Origin of the sequence: Corynebacterium sputi DSM 45148 (assembly GCF_000427865.1) — a bacterium.
Taxonomy (GTDB): Bacteria; Actinomycetota; Actinomycetes; order Mycobacteriales; family Mycobacteriaceae; genus Corynebacterium; species Corynebacterium sputi.
Map to the genome: position 1 here is coordinate 136632 of NZ_KE386599.1, position 14040 is coordinate 150671.

General features: G+C 60.0%; 15 protein-coding genes, 1 tRNA gene and 2 pseudogenes. 5 read left to right on the forward strand and 13 right to left on the reverse strand.

Features of this window, described 5'->3' with window-relative positions; translation table 11 throughout:
- The first annotated feature begins 93 nt into the window (after nucleotides 1-93).
- The gene (gene gdhA / locus YWU_RS0113960) at nucleotides 94-1437 is read left to right on the forward strand and encodes an NADP-specific glutamate dehydrogenase (RefSeq protein WP_027020944.1); all 1344 of its coding nucleotides are present in this window, start codon (nucleotides 94-96) and stop codon (nucleotides 1435-1437) included.
- Nucleotides 1438-1519: 82 nt separating this feature from the next.
- Nucleotides 1520-2272 carry a sulfite exporter TauE/SafE family protein gene (locus tag YWU_RS0113965; protein WP_027020945.1) on the forward strand — a complete coding sequence of 251 codons (753 nt, stop codon included), beginning with the start codon at nucleotides 1520-1522 and terminating at the stop codon, nucleotides 2270-2272.
- Here the strand turns inward: YWU_RS0113965 and YWU_RS17735 are convergent.
- The 5 genes from YWU_RS17735 to YWU_RS0113990 form a co-directional block, all read right to left on the reverse strand.
- Nucleotides 2241-3962 carry an HNH endonuclease signature motif containing protein gene (locus YWU_RS17735; RefSeq protein WP_051260403.1) on the reverse strand — a complete coding sequence of 574 codons (1722 nt, stop codon included), beginning with the start codon at nucleotides 3960-3962 and terminating at the stop codon, nucleotides 2241-2243. The genes YWU_RS0113965 and YWU_RS17735 overlap by 32 nt on opposite strands.
- Nucleotides 3963-4133: 171 nt before the next feature.
- Complete coding sequence (locus YWU_RS0113975) at nucleotides 4134-4907, reverse strand: amino acid ABC transporter ATP-binding protein (protein ID WP_027020946.1); 774 nt, start codon at nucleotides 4905-4907, stop codon at nucleotides 4134-4136.
- Entirely contained in the window at nucleotides 4904-5854 is a 951-nt protein-coding gene (locus YWU_RS0113980) for an amino acid ABC transporter permease (protein WP_034648029.1), read from the reverse strand. The genes YWU_RS0113975 and YWU_RS0113980 overlap by 4 nt, the downstream gene beginning before the upstream one ends.
- Complete coding sequence (locus YWU_RS0113985; protein ID WP_027020948.1) at nucleotides 5851-6750, reverse strand: ABC transporter substrate-binding protein; 900 nt, start codon at nucleotides 6748-6750, stop codon at nucleotides 5851-5853. Before YWU_RS0113985 ends, YWU_RS0113980 begins: the two co-directional genes overlap by 4 nt.
- 51 nt (nucleotides 6751-6801) lie before the next feature.
- Nucleotides 6802-8007 carry an NAD(P)-dependent malic enzyme gene (locus YWU_RS0113990; RefSeq protein WP_027020949.1) on the reverse strand — a complete coding sequence of 402 codons (1206 nt, stop codon included), beginning with the start codon at nucleotides 8005-8007 and terminating at the stop codon, nucleotides 6802-6804.
- 145 nt (nucleotides 8008-8152) lie between these two features.
- Here YWU_RS0113990 and YWU_RS17740 point away from each other — a divergent pair, with 145 nt between their 5' ends.
- The 3 genes from YWU_RS17740 (at nucleotide 8153) to YWU_RS0114005 (ending at nucleotide 9919) form a co-directional block, all read left to right on the forward strand.
- A complete protein-coding gene (locus YWU_RS17740; protein ID WP_156892860.1) occupies nucleotides 8153-8593 on the forward strand; it encodes a hypothetical protein in 441 nt (146 codons plus the stop codon).
- A 226-nt stretch (nucleotides 8594-8819) separates the two neighbouring features.
- Nucleotides 8820-9815, forward strand: a complete 996-nt coding sequence (locus YWU_RS0114000) for a DUF368 domain-containing protein (protein ID WP_240484149.1) — start codon at nucleotides 8820-8822, stop codon at nucleotides 9813-9815.
- A 30-nt stretch (nucleotides 9816-9845) separates the two neighbouring features.
- Nucleotides 9846-9919 (forward strand) — tRNA-Leu (locus YWU_RS0114005).
- A gap of 29 nt (nucleotides 9920-9948) precedes the next feature.
- On the opposite strand, the gene YWU_RS0114010 is transcribed toward YWU_RS0114005, so the two are convergent.
- The 8 genes and pseudogenes from YWU_RS0114010 to YWU_RS0114035 form a co-directional block, all read right to left on the reverse strand.
- The gene (locus YWU_RS0114010; protein WP_027020952.1) at nucleotides 9949-10761 is read right to left on the reverse strand and encodes a hypothetical protein; all 813 of its coding nucleotides are present in this window, start codon (nucleotides 10759-10761) and stop codon (nucleotides 9949-9951) included.
- A gap of 28 nt (nucleotides 10762-10789) precedes the next feature.
- The gene (locus tag YWU_RS0114015) at nucleotides 10790-11068 is read right to left on the reverse strand and encodes a hypothetical protein (RefSeq protein WP_027020953.1); all 279 of its coding nucleotides are present in this window, start codon (nucleotides 11066-11068) and stop codon (nucleotides 10790-10792) included.
- 9 nt (nucleotides 11069-11077) lie between these two features.
- A complete protein-coding gene (locus tag YWU_RS18730; protein WP_240484150.1) occupies nucleotides 11078-11746 on the reverse strand; it encodes a Na/Pi symporter in 669 nt (222 codons plus the stop codon).
- Nucleotides 11747-11915: 169 nt separating this feature from the next.
- Nucleotides 11916-12323 (reverse strand): annotated as a pseudogene (locus YWU_RS18735) (Na/Pi cotransporter family protein); the annotation flags it as partial.
- A gap of 279 nt (nucleotides 12324-12602) precedes the next feature.
- Nucleotides 12603-12953, reverse strand: coding sequence for a type 2 periplasmic-binding domain-containing protein (locus YWU_RS17745; protein WP_051260405.1), 351 nt, complete (start codon nucleotides 12951-12953; stop codon nucleotides 12603-12605).
- Nucleotides 12919-13572 carry a substrate-binding domain-containing protein gene (locus YWU_RS17750; protein WP_169718918.1) on the reverse strand — a complete coding sequence of 218 codons (654 nt, stop codon included), beginning with the start codon at nucleotides 13570-13572 and terminating at the stop codon, nucleotides 12919-12921. The genes YWU_RS17745 and YWU_RS17750 overlap by 35 nt, the downstream gene beginning before the upstream one ends.
- Nucleotides 13562-13825: a hypothetical protein gene (locus tag YWU_RS0114030; RefSeq protein WP_027020954.1), complete on the reverse strand. Its 264-nt coding sequence runs from the start codon at nucleotides 13823-13825 to the stop codon at nucleotides 13562-13564. The genes YWU_RS17750 and YWU_RS0114030 overlap by 11 nt, the downstream gene beginning before the upstream one ends.
- A gap of 9 nt (nucleotides 13826-13834) precedes the next feature.
- Nucleotides 13835-14040 (reverse strand): annotated as a pseudogene (locus YWU_RS0114035) (Na/Pi cotransporter family protein); the annotation flags it as partial.

Below are 14040 nucleotides of genomic sequence, written 5' to 3' on the forward strand. Positions count from 1 at the left end.
TGAAACAATCACTGATGGAAATCGATTACCCGCGTTCCGGAAACAGGCTGTTAACAAATTGTTCCGGGGCGGGGCATGCAGAAAGGTGTGCACGTGAACGTCGACGAGAAGGTGTCGGACATCTACCAGCTGGTCCTCCGCAGGAACGCGGGGGAGCCGGAATTTCATCAGGCGGTGTCCGAGGTTCTGGATTCGCTGAAGGTCGTCCTGAACAAGGACCCGTACTACGGTGACTACGGCTTGGTTCAGCGTCTCTGTGAGCCGGAGCGTCAGCTGATCTTCCGCGTCCCGTGGGTCGACGATCAGGGCCAGGTGCACGTCAACCGTGGCTTCCGCGTGCAGTTCAACTCGGTCCTCGGACCCTACAAGGGCGGCCTGCGCTTCCACCCGTCGGTGAACTTGGGAATCATCAAGTTCCTCGGCTTCGAGCAGATCTTTAAGAACTCCCTCACCGGCCTGCCCATCGGCGGCGGCAAGGGTGGCTCGGACTTCGACCCGAAGGGCCGCTCCGACCTGGAGATCATGCGCTTCTGCCAGTCCTTTATGACCGAGCTGCAGCGCCACATCGGCGACAAGATCGACGTCCCCGCAGGTGACATCGGAGTCGGTGGCCGTGAGATCGGCTACATGTTCGGACAGTTCCGCCGCATCGCCGGCCGCCACGAGTCCGGTGTCCTCACCGGCAAGGGCCTGACCTGGGGCGGCTCCCTCGTCCGCACCGAGGCAACCGGCTACGGCTGCGTTTACTTCACCCAGAAGATGATGGAAGACCAGGGCGACTCCATCAGCGGAGCGAAGGTTATCGTCTCCGGTTCCGGAAACGTTGCTATCTACGCCACTGAGAAGGCTCAGCAGCTCGGCGCGACCGTCGTTGGTTTCTCTGACTCTTCCGGATACGTCTCCACCCCGAACGGTGTCGACGTTGAACTCCTCAAGGAGATCAAGGAGGTGCGCCGCGCCCGCGTTGATGAGTACGTCAAGGAGGCTGAGGGTGCTACCTTCCACCCGCGCGGCAACGTGTGGGAGCTCGAGGCTGACGTCGCACTTCCGTGTGCCACTCAGAACGAGCTCAACGGTGAAGACGCTAAGACTCTCATCTCCAACGGCGTCCGTTACGTCGCTGAGGGTGCGAACATGCCGTCCACCCCGGAGGCCGTCGAGGTCTTCCGTGCCTCGGGCATCCACTTCGCACCGGGTAAGGCTGCCAACGCTGGCGGTGTCGCCACCTCTGCTCTGGAAATGCAGCAGAACGCCTCCCGTGACTCCTGGTCCTTCGAGTACACCGACAGCCGTCTGCAGGGCATCATGGAGAACATCTTCCTCTCCTGCGCCAATACTGCACGTGAGTACGACCACGAGAACGACTACGTGACCGGAGCCAACATCGCTGGCTTCAAGAAGGTCGCCAACGCGATGCTCGCTCAGGGCGTCATCTAGTTTTTCTGCGCACCGGCCGCCGTCTCCCATTCGGGAGGCGGCGGTTTTGCTTTACGACGTTCCCCTCTCCACACTTGGACCAATGGAATACACGCTCCTCATCCTCGGCGTCATTGCTGCAGTGGTGGTCATCGGGGCATGCCTGCAACGGATCTCAGGCATGGGTCTTGGATTGTTGGGTGCTCCCGTTCTCAGTCTGGTGTTGGGCCCTGTCGTCGGAGTGCTGATCGTGAATGTGCTCGCTGCCATCAACGCAGTGTTCCAATCGATGGCGTTGCGCAAAGACATCGACTGGAGACAGTTCCTTCTGCTTGGTCCTGTGATGGTTATCGGGGCGGTGCCCGGGGCATGGGTGGTCCACAACATGTCGACGGCGGTGTTGCAGGTGCTCGTCGGTGCATTAGTACTTATCGGCCTGTTGGTGACGACCTTCATCCCGAAGCAGGCCGCAGTTACCGGAACCTCATTCGCAATGGGTTCAGGTGCTGCCGCTGGGTTCATGAATACGCTCGCCGGAATCGCCGGGCCTGCGCTGACCGTGTACGCCCAGGCTTCGCGGTGGAGCCAGAATAGTTTCCGGGCAACGTTGCAGCCGCTGTTCTTCTTCGCTGCTTTCGTGTCGGTGCTGGTGAAAGAGACTTCTGCGGATCACATGGTCCTTCCGGACGTCCCAGGGTCCGTCTGGATCATCGGCATCGTGTGCATGCTCATTGGACTGTGGGCGGGCACGAAGCTCTCAGGGTATGTCTCAGCAGCCAACGCGAGGAAGGTCGCGATGACATTGGCAGTGGCAGGTGCGGTGATCACCCTGGTTCGCGGGCTCGTGCTGCTGTAGCCCGACGGACCTTCAGTCGGAAACGACGCAGTCGGCATTCTTCAATTTTCTGACGAAGGGGAGTGGGGTCGGCGAAGTTGGTTTCCCAGGTCTTGATCTCGCCGGTGTCGAACTTCGCCAGTAGCTTTCCAATCGCAGTCAGTGCTGCCACCGGATTGCGTTCGTTGAGGTAGATCTGCATCGTTTCAATGATGGGTTCCGGCTTCTCCACCGTCGGCGGGTCGGGAACTCGGATTGGCTCCGAGGATTCCACCTGCGCCTTAAAGCGGAGGATCTTCATGTGCTGACGTTCATGACGAGCCTTAGCGCGGCGGACAGCCGCCTCGGTAGCGGCTGCGGCCTCATGCTTGGTAATTGAGGCGATGAATTCATCGGCAGTTTCGTCTGCTGCCATAATTCGCATTTCCTGGAGCATTCGCACAAGCGGCTGGACATTGCGAGCCTGTTCGACACTCTCTCGGTATTCGGCGCGTGCCAAGTCTCGACGCTCGTTATGCTCCTTCCTCAATTCACCGGCCTTCCGCACACTGGCGGAAAAGGGAATCATTCCGGGATGACGGACAGGTCCGGATGCCTCAGTGGCCACCTGTACTCCGGTAGTGGCGGAGGTCCAGTATTCGGTGCCAGCCAGAGATCGAGTGACGTCCCACAGGCCCTTGGTCTTTTCGTTGTGATGTCGCCGGCACAGGGTATGAAGGTTATCGGTCGAGGTAGGGCCGCCGTCGTCAAAGTTGGTGATGTGGTCCATGTCGGCATCGACAGGACTCTTCGCGCAGCCTGGGAACATGCAGGTGCCGTCGCGGCCGATGATGAATGCCTTCTGGCTCGCTGTGGCGGCGTATCCACCGGCAACGCTCGGGCTAAGGGTATCTACAGAGGTGACCATCGCCATGTACTCCGCAGTTAGCGCCTCGGACAGCACTCCAACTCCAGGCATCCAGACAGGCCCTCCGTCTGTGCTGCGGTATAAGTGCAGATTGATGCCGACCTCCGCGGTGCCTCGGACAAGGTGCATGAAGGCCTCCGCGCCGTCACATTCCTTGGTGGCGGAGATCGTAGAGATCACCCGGTGTGCTTCCTCTGCGTGCGCCGGAGCGAGATTCAGTGCGATTCGGTGAGCCTTGTCTGGTGCTTCGGGGCGGCGCCTATCGAAAGTCTCCTCTACCTCCGCCGGGACTGGTCCTCCGTCCAGGTCAGCCGGTCGGGCAGCATGGTGGACAGCGTCGATTGCGCGCTGGACCTTCGGGAACAGCTCCTTCCAATCAGGTAGGCCGAGCTTGTCTGTAGAGGGGGTCAGTGCCTTGAGTAGCAAGGGCTCCACCTCATCGAAGAATTCCTCTCCGATAGGCAGGGTCGCCGCGGCCAACTTCTTGAGCAGTTTCAGGGGCGCGAATCCACGCACGGTGAGAACGTTTGCGAGCTTCGGTAGGCGCTCCATCATGAGTCCGACCTTCCGGTAATCCCGGACTGCGGCCTCGGTCTGTCCAAGGTCGGCGGTAAGGCAGGTGACGTGATGGCGAGCGTCATCTTCCGGCTCACAGAGGCATTGGGCCGCAAGGGCAAGTTCGGAACGATTGCGGGCCAGCGCTAGCTGGGCACGTATGGACGAATTTTCGTGGCCCCATTTCGGTGCAGTATCTCCAAGTGCAGCCTCGAAGGGGCACTCGGCGGTGGAATCGGTAGTGGACATCGGTTGCCCCTCCTCTCGTTATCGAATATGTTCGCTTGCATGTTCGATGATTGCATCGTTCGAGGGTGCGTCGCAAGAGGTCAGGGGCATGTTTCGATAGAGTTATCGAAAATTCACTTGTTGGTATGCAAAAGGCGGAGGTGGACACCTCCGCCTGATGACTGCTGAGAACTAGAAGAGACTCGAGATGAAAGCCTTCGTGCGATCTTCGGTCGGACTCTCCAAAACCCGGGACGGCGGACCGGATTCGACGACCTGGCCTTCCGCCATGAACACCACCTGGTCCGAGACCTCGCGGGCGAACGACAGTTCATGGGTGACCACGATCATCGTCATTCCTTCGTCAGCCAGACCCCGCATGACGTTCAGGACCTCGCCGACGAGCTCAGGGTCAAGGGCGGAGGTGGGTTCGTCGAAAAGCATCAGTTTGGGGTCCATCGCCAACGCCCGAGCGATGGCGATACGCTGCTGCTGTCCACCGGAAAGCTGTACCGGATACGCGTCAGCCTTGTGCGCCAAGCCGACCTGCTCGAGCAATTCCATGGCGCGCTTGCGGGCGTCGGCGGGCTTCACGCCCTTGACCTGAACCGGAGCCTCCATGATGTTCGTGATCGCGGTGCGATGCGGGAACAGGTTGAAAGACTGGAACACCATGCCGATTTCGCGGCGCTGACGAGCTGCCTCACGTTCGGAGATCTCATGCAGACGACCGTTGCGCTCCCGATAGCCGATCAGGTCGCCGTCGACGTAGAGACGTCCTGCATTGACCTGTTCGAGGTGATTAATGCAGCGCAGCATCGTGGACTTGCCGGACCCGGAGGGGCCAACAAGCGTCGTCACGGAACCGCGCGGAACTGTGAGGTCGATGCCTTTGAGGACTTCCAAGCGTCCGAAATTTTTACGGACCTTCTGAGCCTCGACCATGGGACGGTCAGTAGCGGTCATCGGTGATCCTCCTGGGACTTGTCTGTCGACTCCACGACGATGGTGTTGGCAGGCGGGACACCTTCTGCGTCAGCCAGAGCGGCCAACTGACGTCCGGTGAGCTGGCGCGTCGCACCACGGGCAAAGTACTGCTCCAAGTAGTGCTGACCGACCATTAGGATCGACGTCATGGCCAGGTACCAAGTGGCCGCGACCAGGAGCAGCGGGATGGTGTCGAACAAGGCGTTCGCGATGTCTGTTGACCGGCCGAAGAGCTCATTGGTGTACGGCACCACGACGACGAGGGACGTGGTCTTCAATAGTGAGATGAACTCGTTGCCCGTCGGCGGAATGATGATGCGCATTGCCTGGGGGAGGACCGTACGGCGCATGGTCTTCCACCAGCTCATGCCGAGTGCCTTGGACGCTTCAGTCTGGCCTTCCGGTACCGCCTGGATACCGGCGCGGACGATCTCCGCCATGTACGCGGCCTCGTTCAGACCCAGACCAATGAAAGCGAGGACGAAGAAGTTCGACAGCAGGTCTTCGAGGGAGATTTCCGCTACTCCGATGTTGACCACCGAGTAGATGTTGCCCAGCAGGCCCCAGAAAACCAGCTGCACGTAGATCGGAGTGCCACGGAAGATCCACAGATAGAGCCAGGCGAAACCGCGGAGAATCGGATTGTCTGACATTCGAAGAACCGCAAGTAAGACACCGCCGACAACACCGATGACCATCGCGAGTACCGCGAGGATCAGTGCGTTCAGGGCACCTTCTGCAATGCGAGTGTCGAAGAGGTACTGGCGGTACACCGGCCAGCCGTATGCTTCGTTGGTTGCGGCACCGATGATGAACCATGCCAGCAGGCCGATAATGATCGCGGAGGCGATCCATCGGCCCGGATGGGGAAGTCGCTTGGCCTTGATGGGCACGTCCAGTGCGCCATCTGTGGTGGTCTGGCTCATCGGGGTTCCTCTCCGTTGATTGTCGCTACGGGCAGTGCACCCTCTTCAAGGCCCCACATCTGCAGGATTTCCTCGTAGTAGCCTTCATCGATCAAATTCTGCAGAGCCGCTGCTAGAGCGGGAACTAGGTCCGAGCCTTTGGCGACTGGCCAACCGTACAGGGCGCCGTCAAAGACCTCGCCGGTGGTCACGAGTTTGTCGTCGGACCTGGCCACGGCCCACTGAGTGACAGGGGAGTCTGCGGACATCGCATCAGCACGGCCGAGGACAACTGCGGTGGCTGCGGTCCCGCCGTCGGGGTACGCCAAGACGTCAATCTCTGGCAATCCCGCGTCGATACAGGCCTGGTTTCGAGCAGTCAGGTCGTCTGTGTGCGAGACGGTGCTGCGTTGCACGGACACGGTACGGCCGCAGGCTGTGTCTGGGGTGATGTCATTGCCCGGCTGGGTAGCCCACTGGATGCCGGCTTCTTGGTAATTGACGAAGTCGTAGCGCTTGCGCCGTTCCTCGTTGTCAGTGAAACCCGAGGCGCCGAAATCGAGCGTGCCCGCAGTGATCGATGGAAGGATCATCGCGAAGTCCTGCTCACGAACGACGAGATCCAACCCGAGCACATCTGCGACGCCCTGAGCGAGGTCAATATCCGAGCCGATGATCTCGCCCTCGGAGTTTTTGTACTCGGCTGGGGCGAACGGAGGGAATGTGCCGATGGAGAGGGTTCCGCCATCGCGGACGGCGTCGGGAAGCATCGCGATGATCTCCGGCACCGGTTCCGGATGGACCTGGTACCAGCCTTCCGGGTGGTCACTCTCGGTGTTCGTCACACACGCCGTCACACCGAACATCAGCGGTATGACGGCGGCAGCGAGAAGCACCGCTCGGATAGGTCGTGTCATGAGGCACTACCTTACCGGCAGCTGATTTCGCGCTGGTAACTCCCTGGGTGACTATTCCTCAGTGGAATCAGTGAATTGCGGAGCACCGGAGAGGCGATCATTGCGCGCAGCGGTTGCGACGGCAGCGGCAACAGTCGGAGCGACACGGGGGTCCAGCGGCGACGGCACGATGTAATCAGCGGAGAGGTTGTCCTGCGCGACCTCCGCGATGGCGCGAGTAGCCGCGAGCTTCATCGTTCCGGTGATGCGCTTCGCGCCGGCATCGAGGGCTCCACGGAAGATTCCCGGGAAAGCCAGCACGTTGTTGATCTGGTTCGGGTAGTCAGAGCGACCGGTGGCGTTGATTGCGCCGTACTTCGCAGCGAGCTCGCGGGAGATCTCCGGGTTCGGGTTGGCCAGGGAGAATAGGATCGAGTTCTCAGCCATGCCCGCCAGGTCTGCATCTTCGAGCTGTCCGCCGGAGAGTCCGATGTAAGTATCTGCGCCGACCAATGCGTCGCGGATTGTGCCGGTAACGCCGGCACGGTTGGTGACCTCTGCAATGTTCGTCTTCACAGAGTTCATGGGGGAGCGGCCATCATGAATCACGCCACGTGAGTCACAAACGGTGATGTCGCGGACACCGGCGGCCAGCAGCATGCGCGTGGTGGCAATGCCTGCAGCTCCTGCACCGGAGATGACGACCTTCAGCTCCGACAGTTCCTTGTCGAGGATGCGGCAGGCATTACGCAAGCCGGCGGTGATGACAACTGCGGTGCCGTGCTGGTCGTCGTGGAAGACCGGGATATCCAATGCCTCGTCCAGTTTGGCTTCGATCTCGAAGCAGCGCGGAGCCGCGATGTCCTCCAAGTTGATGCCACCGAAGGACGGAGCGAGAAGTTTGACTGCTTCGACGAACTTGTCGACGTCTGTGGTGTCCAGCGCGAGCGGAACAGCATTGAGTCCAGCGAAGCCGCCGAAGAGCTGGCACTTGCCTTCCATGACGGGGAGGGACGCCTTCGGCCCGATGTCTCCGAGTCCGAGAACAGCTGTGCCGTCAGTGATGACAGCGACATTCTTGCCCGACCAGGTGTGGGTGCGGGCCAGTTCCGGATCATCCTGAATTGCGGAGCAGACCCGAGCTACGCCCGGGGTGTACGCGATGGACAGGTCCCGGGTGGTGTTAAGAGGAAGCGTCGACGAGGTGATGAGTTTTCCACCTTCGTGAGCGCGGAAAATCTCTTCGTCCGTGATCGGTGCCATCTTCTCGGTATCCATGTAGCGGTCTAACTCCTCGGGAGACTCGGGTCACTGTGGCCGCGGGCGCGTACGCACAAAAGTTAACTTTACCGCCAAATCCTGTTGGAGGCGTCCCATTCGACGTAAGAAACTATAAGTTTATTCCGGAGGTGGGGTGCTCTCGGTGGGCTCGGACGTGGTCGTCGTCGGTTCCGTTGTTGGTTCCGTTGTTGGTTCCGTCGTCGTGGGTGGCTCAGTTGTCGTTGGGGTTTCGGAAGTTGTGGTCTCTGAGGTCGTCGTCGGCGGCTCGGAGGTCGTGGTGGAGCTCGTGGGCGTCGAAGTTGTGGTGGTCGTGCTCGTGGGGGTTTGGGTGGCGGTCGGGGTTGACGTCGTGATGCTTGACGACGTCCCCCTCGTGGGCGACGGCGGCCTCATCGTCTCGGAGGTAGTCGTCGGTTCGTCATTGCTGTTATCGGACGACAGAGGGTTGGCCATTGCCAGAGTGAGGCCTCCCAAAAACGCCATGACGACGGCCACTGGCACGATGTACCGCCAGCGCCGGTCCATGACGCCCGCGGGTGCGTTCGGGTCGTTCGCGGCGCGGTACTCACGCAGTTCGTGGTGAATCCACCACACGGCGGGCAGTGCGACTGCGACGGCAAGCAGGATCGCCGGAAGGAGACCGTCGACCCCATAGAACAGGGGAATGACGATGAAGAGGCCCAGGGCGAGGAACAGCCCCACGGCAGCTGCTGCCGCCAGCAGTACCTTCGGTACGCCACGCTTCGGCATCGGATCCTCCCTGTTTTTAGACACTTACTGCCGACCGTACACACTGGCGGTCCAAACTGATGACACGTCCAGCCGTGATCTGCGTCAATGAACCGATGGAATACGGCAGCGTTCGGGTACTGTTCTCCGCGATGGATACCAACGAACAAACCAAGTCGCCAAAGGTCCCTGAAACGGCGACCAACCTGCTCCGGGGCGGCCTCATCGGCATCGCCGAGACGGTCCCGGGCGTGTCCGGCGGAACCGTCGCACTGGTGACGGGAATCTACGAACGGCTCATCTTCTCGGCCTACGCGATCGTCAGGTTGCCGAAGATGGCGATGGAAGGAAATTTCAAGCGCGGCCTGAAGCGGGTCGACTGGAAACTGCTCTTCCCCCTGGGCATCGGCATGGTCGCGATGGTGTTCATCGTCGCCGGCTACATGGAGTCATTCGTGACTAACCATCCGACGCTGTCGAACGGCCTCTTCTTCGGCATGATCCTCATCTCAGTGATTGTGCCGCTGCAGGAGATCCGCCCGTCCTCCCTGGAAGAACCAGGGATGCGGACTAAAGCGATCATCCTATTTGTGGTCTTTGCGATCGGTTTGTTCCTGATCACCTCGCTGCCGTCGGCCACTCTGGTCGACCCGCCGTGGTACATCATCTTCGGAGCCGCGGCGATCGCGATCTCTGCGCTGCTGCTGCCGGGTATGTCCGGTTCGTTCTTCCTTCTTCTCATGGGTCTCTACGCACCGACCCTGGCTGCTGTGGACAACCTCGACTTCGGATACATCGGCATCTTCATCCTCGGTGCGATCACCGGTGTCATCGTGATCGTCCGTGTCCTGGAGAGGCTCCTGACCAAGCACCACACCCTTACCATGGCTGCAGCGGCAGGTCTGCTGCTCGGTTCGCTTCGTGCACTGTGGCCGTGGCAGACCGAAGATGGCGGCCTTATGGGCATCGGTGATGACTGGTTTGCAGTGCTGGGAATGGTCATTCTCGGCATTGTGATCGTCGGCGGAGTAGCGCTTTTGCAGCGTCGTTTTTCTGCTGGGGCATCGGCACGCTAAGATAAATCGGGTTGAGCAAAGCTCGACCGCGCCCCCGTAGCCCAATTGGCAGAGGCAACGGATTCAAAACCCGTCCAGTGTGAGTTCGAGTCTCACCGGGGGCACACTTAACCTCCTGAATTCAGGGGGTTTTTTAGCTAGTAAAGCCGGTGCGGTACCCGCCGGAAGTCAGCTCGTTGATCATTGTCGTCGGGTCAGCATCGCGCGTGTGCGTGTAGGTGACCTTCGCTGCGTCATCGGTGGTCTCGGGTTCTAGGTCCGTGACGTAGGGGGATGTCTCAAGGTGACTGACGATGTCGTCGGCGAGATCAGAGGAGTTCTCAGAGGCATCTGGAATTGAACAGATGACACCTCCGTCGTCGCTGACTCCGACAGCGATTCCTGGCATCAGGACCGCAGAGATCACGTCCGCGAGGCAGAGGGTGAGGGAGTGGGCGCTGGGGGCGTCGTAAAGCGAGGTTTCAGAGGGCTGGAAGCCCTCAACGACGCTGCCGTACGCCACTGATTCGTCGAAGGGGAGGATCGACGGCGCCGGGATGGTCAGCGGTTCAGTGGAGACGGGGGACTGGTGGAGAATTCCGTCCCCTTCCCAGCCGGCAGACTCAGCGGCCTCGATGATTTCTGCGGGCGACTGGCCGCCATGGATGAGCGAGGAATCGCCGAGGGTGACAAGCAGATCAGCAGAATCAATATCGATGTCAAGGGCAGAACTGTCGTAGTTCGCCAGCGGTGATCCAATTGCGGTGAGAAGACCCCACTCAGCGGTGCCCAATGATGAGACCCGGGTCTGGTCGGTGAAACCGATGTAGGAAAAATCATCGGCGTCGATAAGTGAGAGGGCCCGACCGAGAGTGGTATCAGGACCCTCCGACTCCCCCACGAGGTTCAGATCCGAGAAAAGCGATTCCGTCTCCTCCGTCCCGCAGGCGGTCAATGCCAGCGACATTGCGACCACGGAGGGTAGAAGGACGCGCCTAGTCCTCACTGTCATCACGGAGAACGTAACGGTGAGGGGACTCGCGCTGGCTCTTCATCTCACTGGTCAACTCGCTGATGAACACCCCGACATTGCGCCAGCGGGCCTTGGTGACGTCCATCAATTGAGGCATCTGGTCGAGCGCTTCCTCTCGGTCGCGCTCAGCGCGGTGCGCCGAAAGCTCAGCGCGAAGCTCCGCGAGAGCCTGTTCGGTCTCGCTAATCATCTTTTCTAGTTGTTCATCCGCAGTCAGGTGCGGATCTTCGTTGTCAGGCACTGTTTTCTCCTACAGCAGAACTGTTAACACGATAAGCGTCGCAGGGAGAACAAGGAACACTCCGAGTACCCAACCGGCCACCCAGAGTTTGTTTTCAGCGCCGAGCTTGGCCAGTGTCGCTGCTCCCCATAGTGGAATCCATCGCAGGAATGGCAGGCCGAAGATCACCAGTAGTGCGAATACGTTGTAGAGAACGTGGACCATTGCGGCTTGCATCGCGAAGTACGACTCTGGGCCGGAGAACGCGAACGCTGCGATGAGTGCGGTCAGCGTGGTGCCGACATTTGCACCGAGGGTGAACGGGTAGACCTGCTTGAGGGAGAAGGTGCCGGAGCCTGCCAGCGGGACGACCAGTGCGGTGGTGGTGGTGGAGGACTGCACCATCACGGTGATGAGTGTTCCGGAGGTGATGCCGGAGATGGGGCCGCGGCCGATCGCGTTATGCAGGACCTTCTTGGCCCTTCCGACCATGACGACCTTCAGGAGCTTGCCGATGAAGGAGATGACGGCGAGGATCAACCCGATGCCGACGATGATCAAGGTGATTCCGCCCCAGGCACCGGGCAGGGAGCTGAAGGCGGAAATGATCAGGTCGCCGAGGGGATCGGTTACTGCCGTGACAGCGTTGCCGAGGCCGCCGAAGATTGCGGCCACCGGGCCGCCGTCGCTGCCGGACATCGAGCCTGCGAGCGCACCGGAAGCGCGCTAGCTCCAGCGGCAGGAAGATGAGGACCGCGAGAAGGTTGTAGAAGTCGTGAATCGACGCAGCGCCGAAGGCACGGCGGAAGGATTCCTTGTCGCGGACCATGCCGAGGCTGACCAAAGTNCTGGTNANAGTGGTGCCGATGTTCGCACCCATGAGCATNGGGATGGCGGTAGCCATCGGCAGACCGCCAGCGCACAGGCCCACAATGATCGAAGTCACCGTGGTGGAGGACTGGATANGCGCCGTCGCAAGCAGACCGATCATCAAAGCAACGAGCGGGTTTGAGGCGAAGGAGAACAGCTCCTCGGCCTGGCCGCCGGTGGCGATCTTAAATCCGCTGCCGACGACACTAACTGCTGTGATCAGGACGTAGATGCCAAGAACGACGGCGATCCAGTTGGCCCAGGCTAGGGCTTTGCCCTGGAGTCCGAGCTTTTCGAACGGGCTTAACGGTGTCGCTTCAGAGGTGTCGTCATTCTCGATAGCGACCACAGCTTCCTCAATCTCCGTTGGCTTGTTAGCGGAGTTGCGGGACAGCTTCATCGTCATTCATGTTCTCCCATTGTTGGTGCGAGGCTGAGAGGGAGACTAGGAAACCAAACTGTCCGAAGAGTGCATCGAAAGTGAACAAAGGGTGAACGGCGGGAGATTTGTCGGTTTACCTTCACCTTTATGACACTGTTGCGACAGGTGTGTCAGGCTAGCGTTGGGTTCTGTTCATGTTTGACCTGCATGTTTCCGGGATGTTGCGGGGTGGTGTGGGGCGTAGTGTGAAATTCATCGCTAAACCCCCGGTCCGATCGGACCGGGGGCACACGGGTGAGGCAGTTAATTGGTCAGCGCTGAGGACAATTCAATGTCACTGTGCGGGTCGCCGTCGAACATGGTGCCGGTGATGCGGTCGTCGTAACGCATTTTGACCTGCTCGTAGTCCGAATCGGACAGAGCGTAGTAGTAGACGTGGGGGAGGATTCCTGCGACATTATCGAGGTACCCGGACACGAAACTGTCGAGGTCGGCATTGTTCTCTAAAGCCTTGGTGGAGACGTAGATGAACAATGGCCGAGTTAGCGGTGTGTAGGTCCCGTTCTGTGCGTTCTCCAGTGTCGGCTGGACACCATCAATGTCGATAGTCGTGATCTGTTCACGGTGGTCCGCCTCTGCGAGGTAACTGCCCACTGCGGTGAATCCGAGCGCATACGGGGAATCTGCTACCCGCTTCGCCAGGTCGGAGGGGTCGTCGATTTGCTTCGTAGTCATCGCGGATCTCGCCCGTCTCGCCGGCGGCGCAATAGGTGAAGTAGTCAAAGGTTGCGGAGCCTGGGCCGCGGCCAAGAAGCTCGATCTCCTCGTCTGGCCAGTCCGGTCGGACATCGGAACAGGTGGTGACTGCTGAGTTGGATTCCCAGATGGAACGCACCTCGTCCATCGTTAGGTCACCGACCTCTCCGTTCTGTTCATTGCGGATAAGGCTTAGTGCGGCGAGGGCGACCGGAAGTTCGATGAAATCGACGCCGTTGTCGGCGCACATCTGGATGTAGTCGGTGCTCTGGCCTGCGCCGGGGATGGCCCCTGAGGCGTTATCGAGCTCGGTGTCTCCGGAGCAGAACTTCTCGAAGCCGTCGAGGGTTCCGTCAGAGCGCTGGACGATAGAGACATCTAAGTCTCGGGCGACGGCCTCGGTAATCGGATACACGGTGGCTGAACCTGAGGCGCGGATCGGGTCGGTGTCATTGGAGCAGGCAGTAAGTGTGAGTGAGCCGGCAGCGAGCACGGCGAAAGTTCGGCTAGCTCTCATGTGCGTTGCTCCGATTGTGCTGGCGGTGGGCGCGGATTTCAGAGGTGAGCTCATCGATGAAGATGGCTACGTTTCGCCAGCGGTCCTTGGTCACGTCCAAAAGCTGGGGCATCTGGTCGACTGCTTCGTACTGGGCTCGGATCTCCCGATGTGCCTCCAACTCTGCGCGCAGTACTCGCAGAGCAGCCTCGGTCTGGCTGATGATCAGTTCCAGCTGCTCATCGGCGGTGGGGGTGTTCTGATGATTAGACACTGTTTTCTCCTAGAGCAGAACTGTTAACACGATAAGCGTCGCAGGGAGAACAAGGAACACTCCGAGTACCCATCCGGCCACCCAGAGTTTGTTTTCGGCACCGAGTTTGGCGAGCGTGGTTGCTCCCCATAGTGGAATCCATCGCAGGAATGGCAGGCCGAAGATCACCAGTAGTGCGAATACGTTGTAGAGAACGTGGACCATTGCGGCTTGCA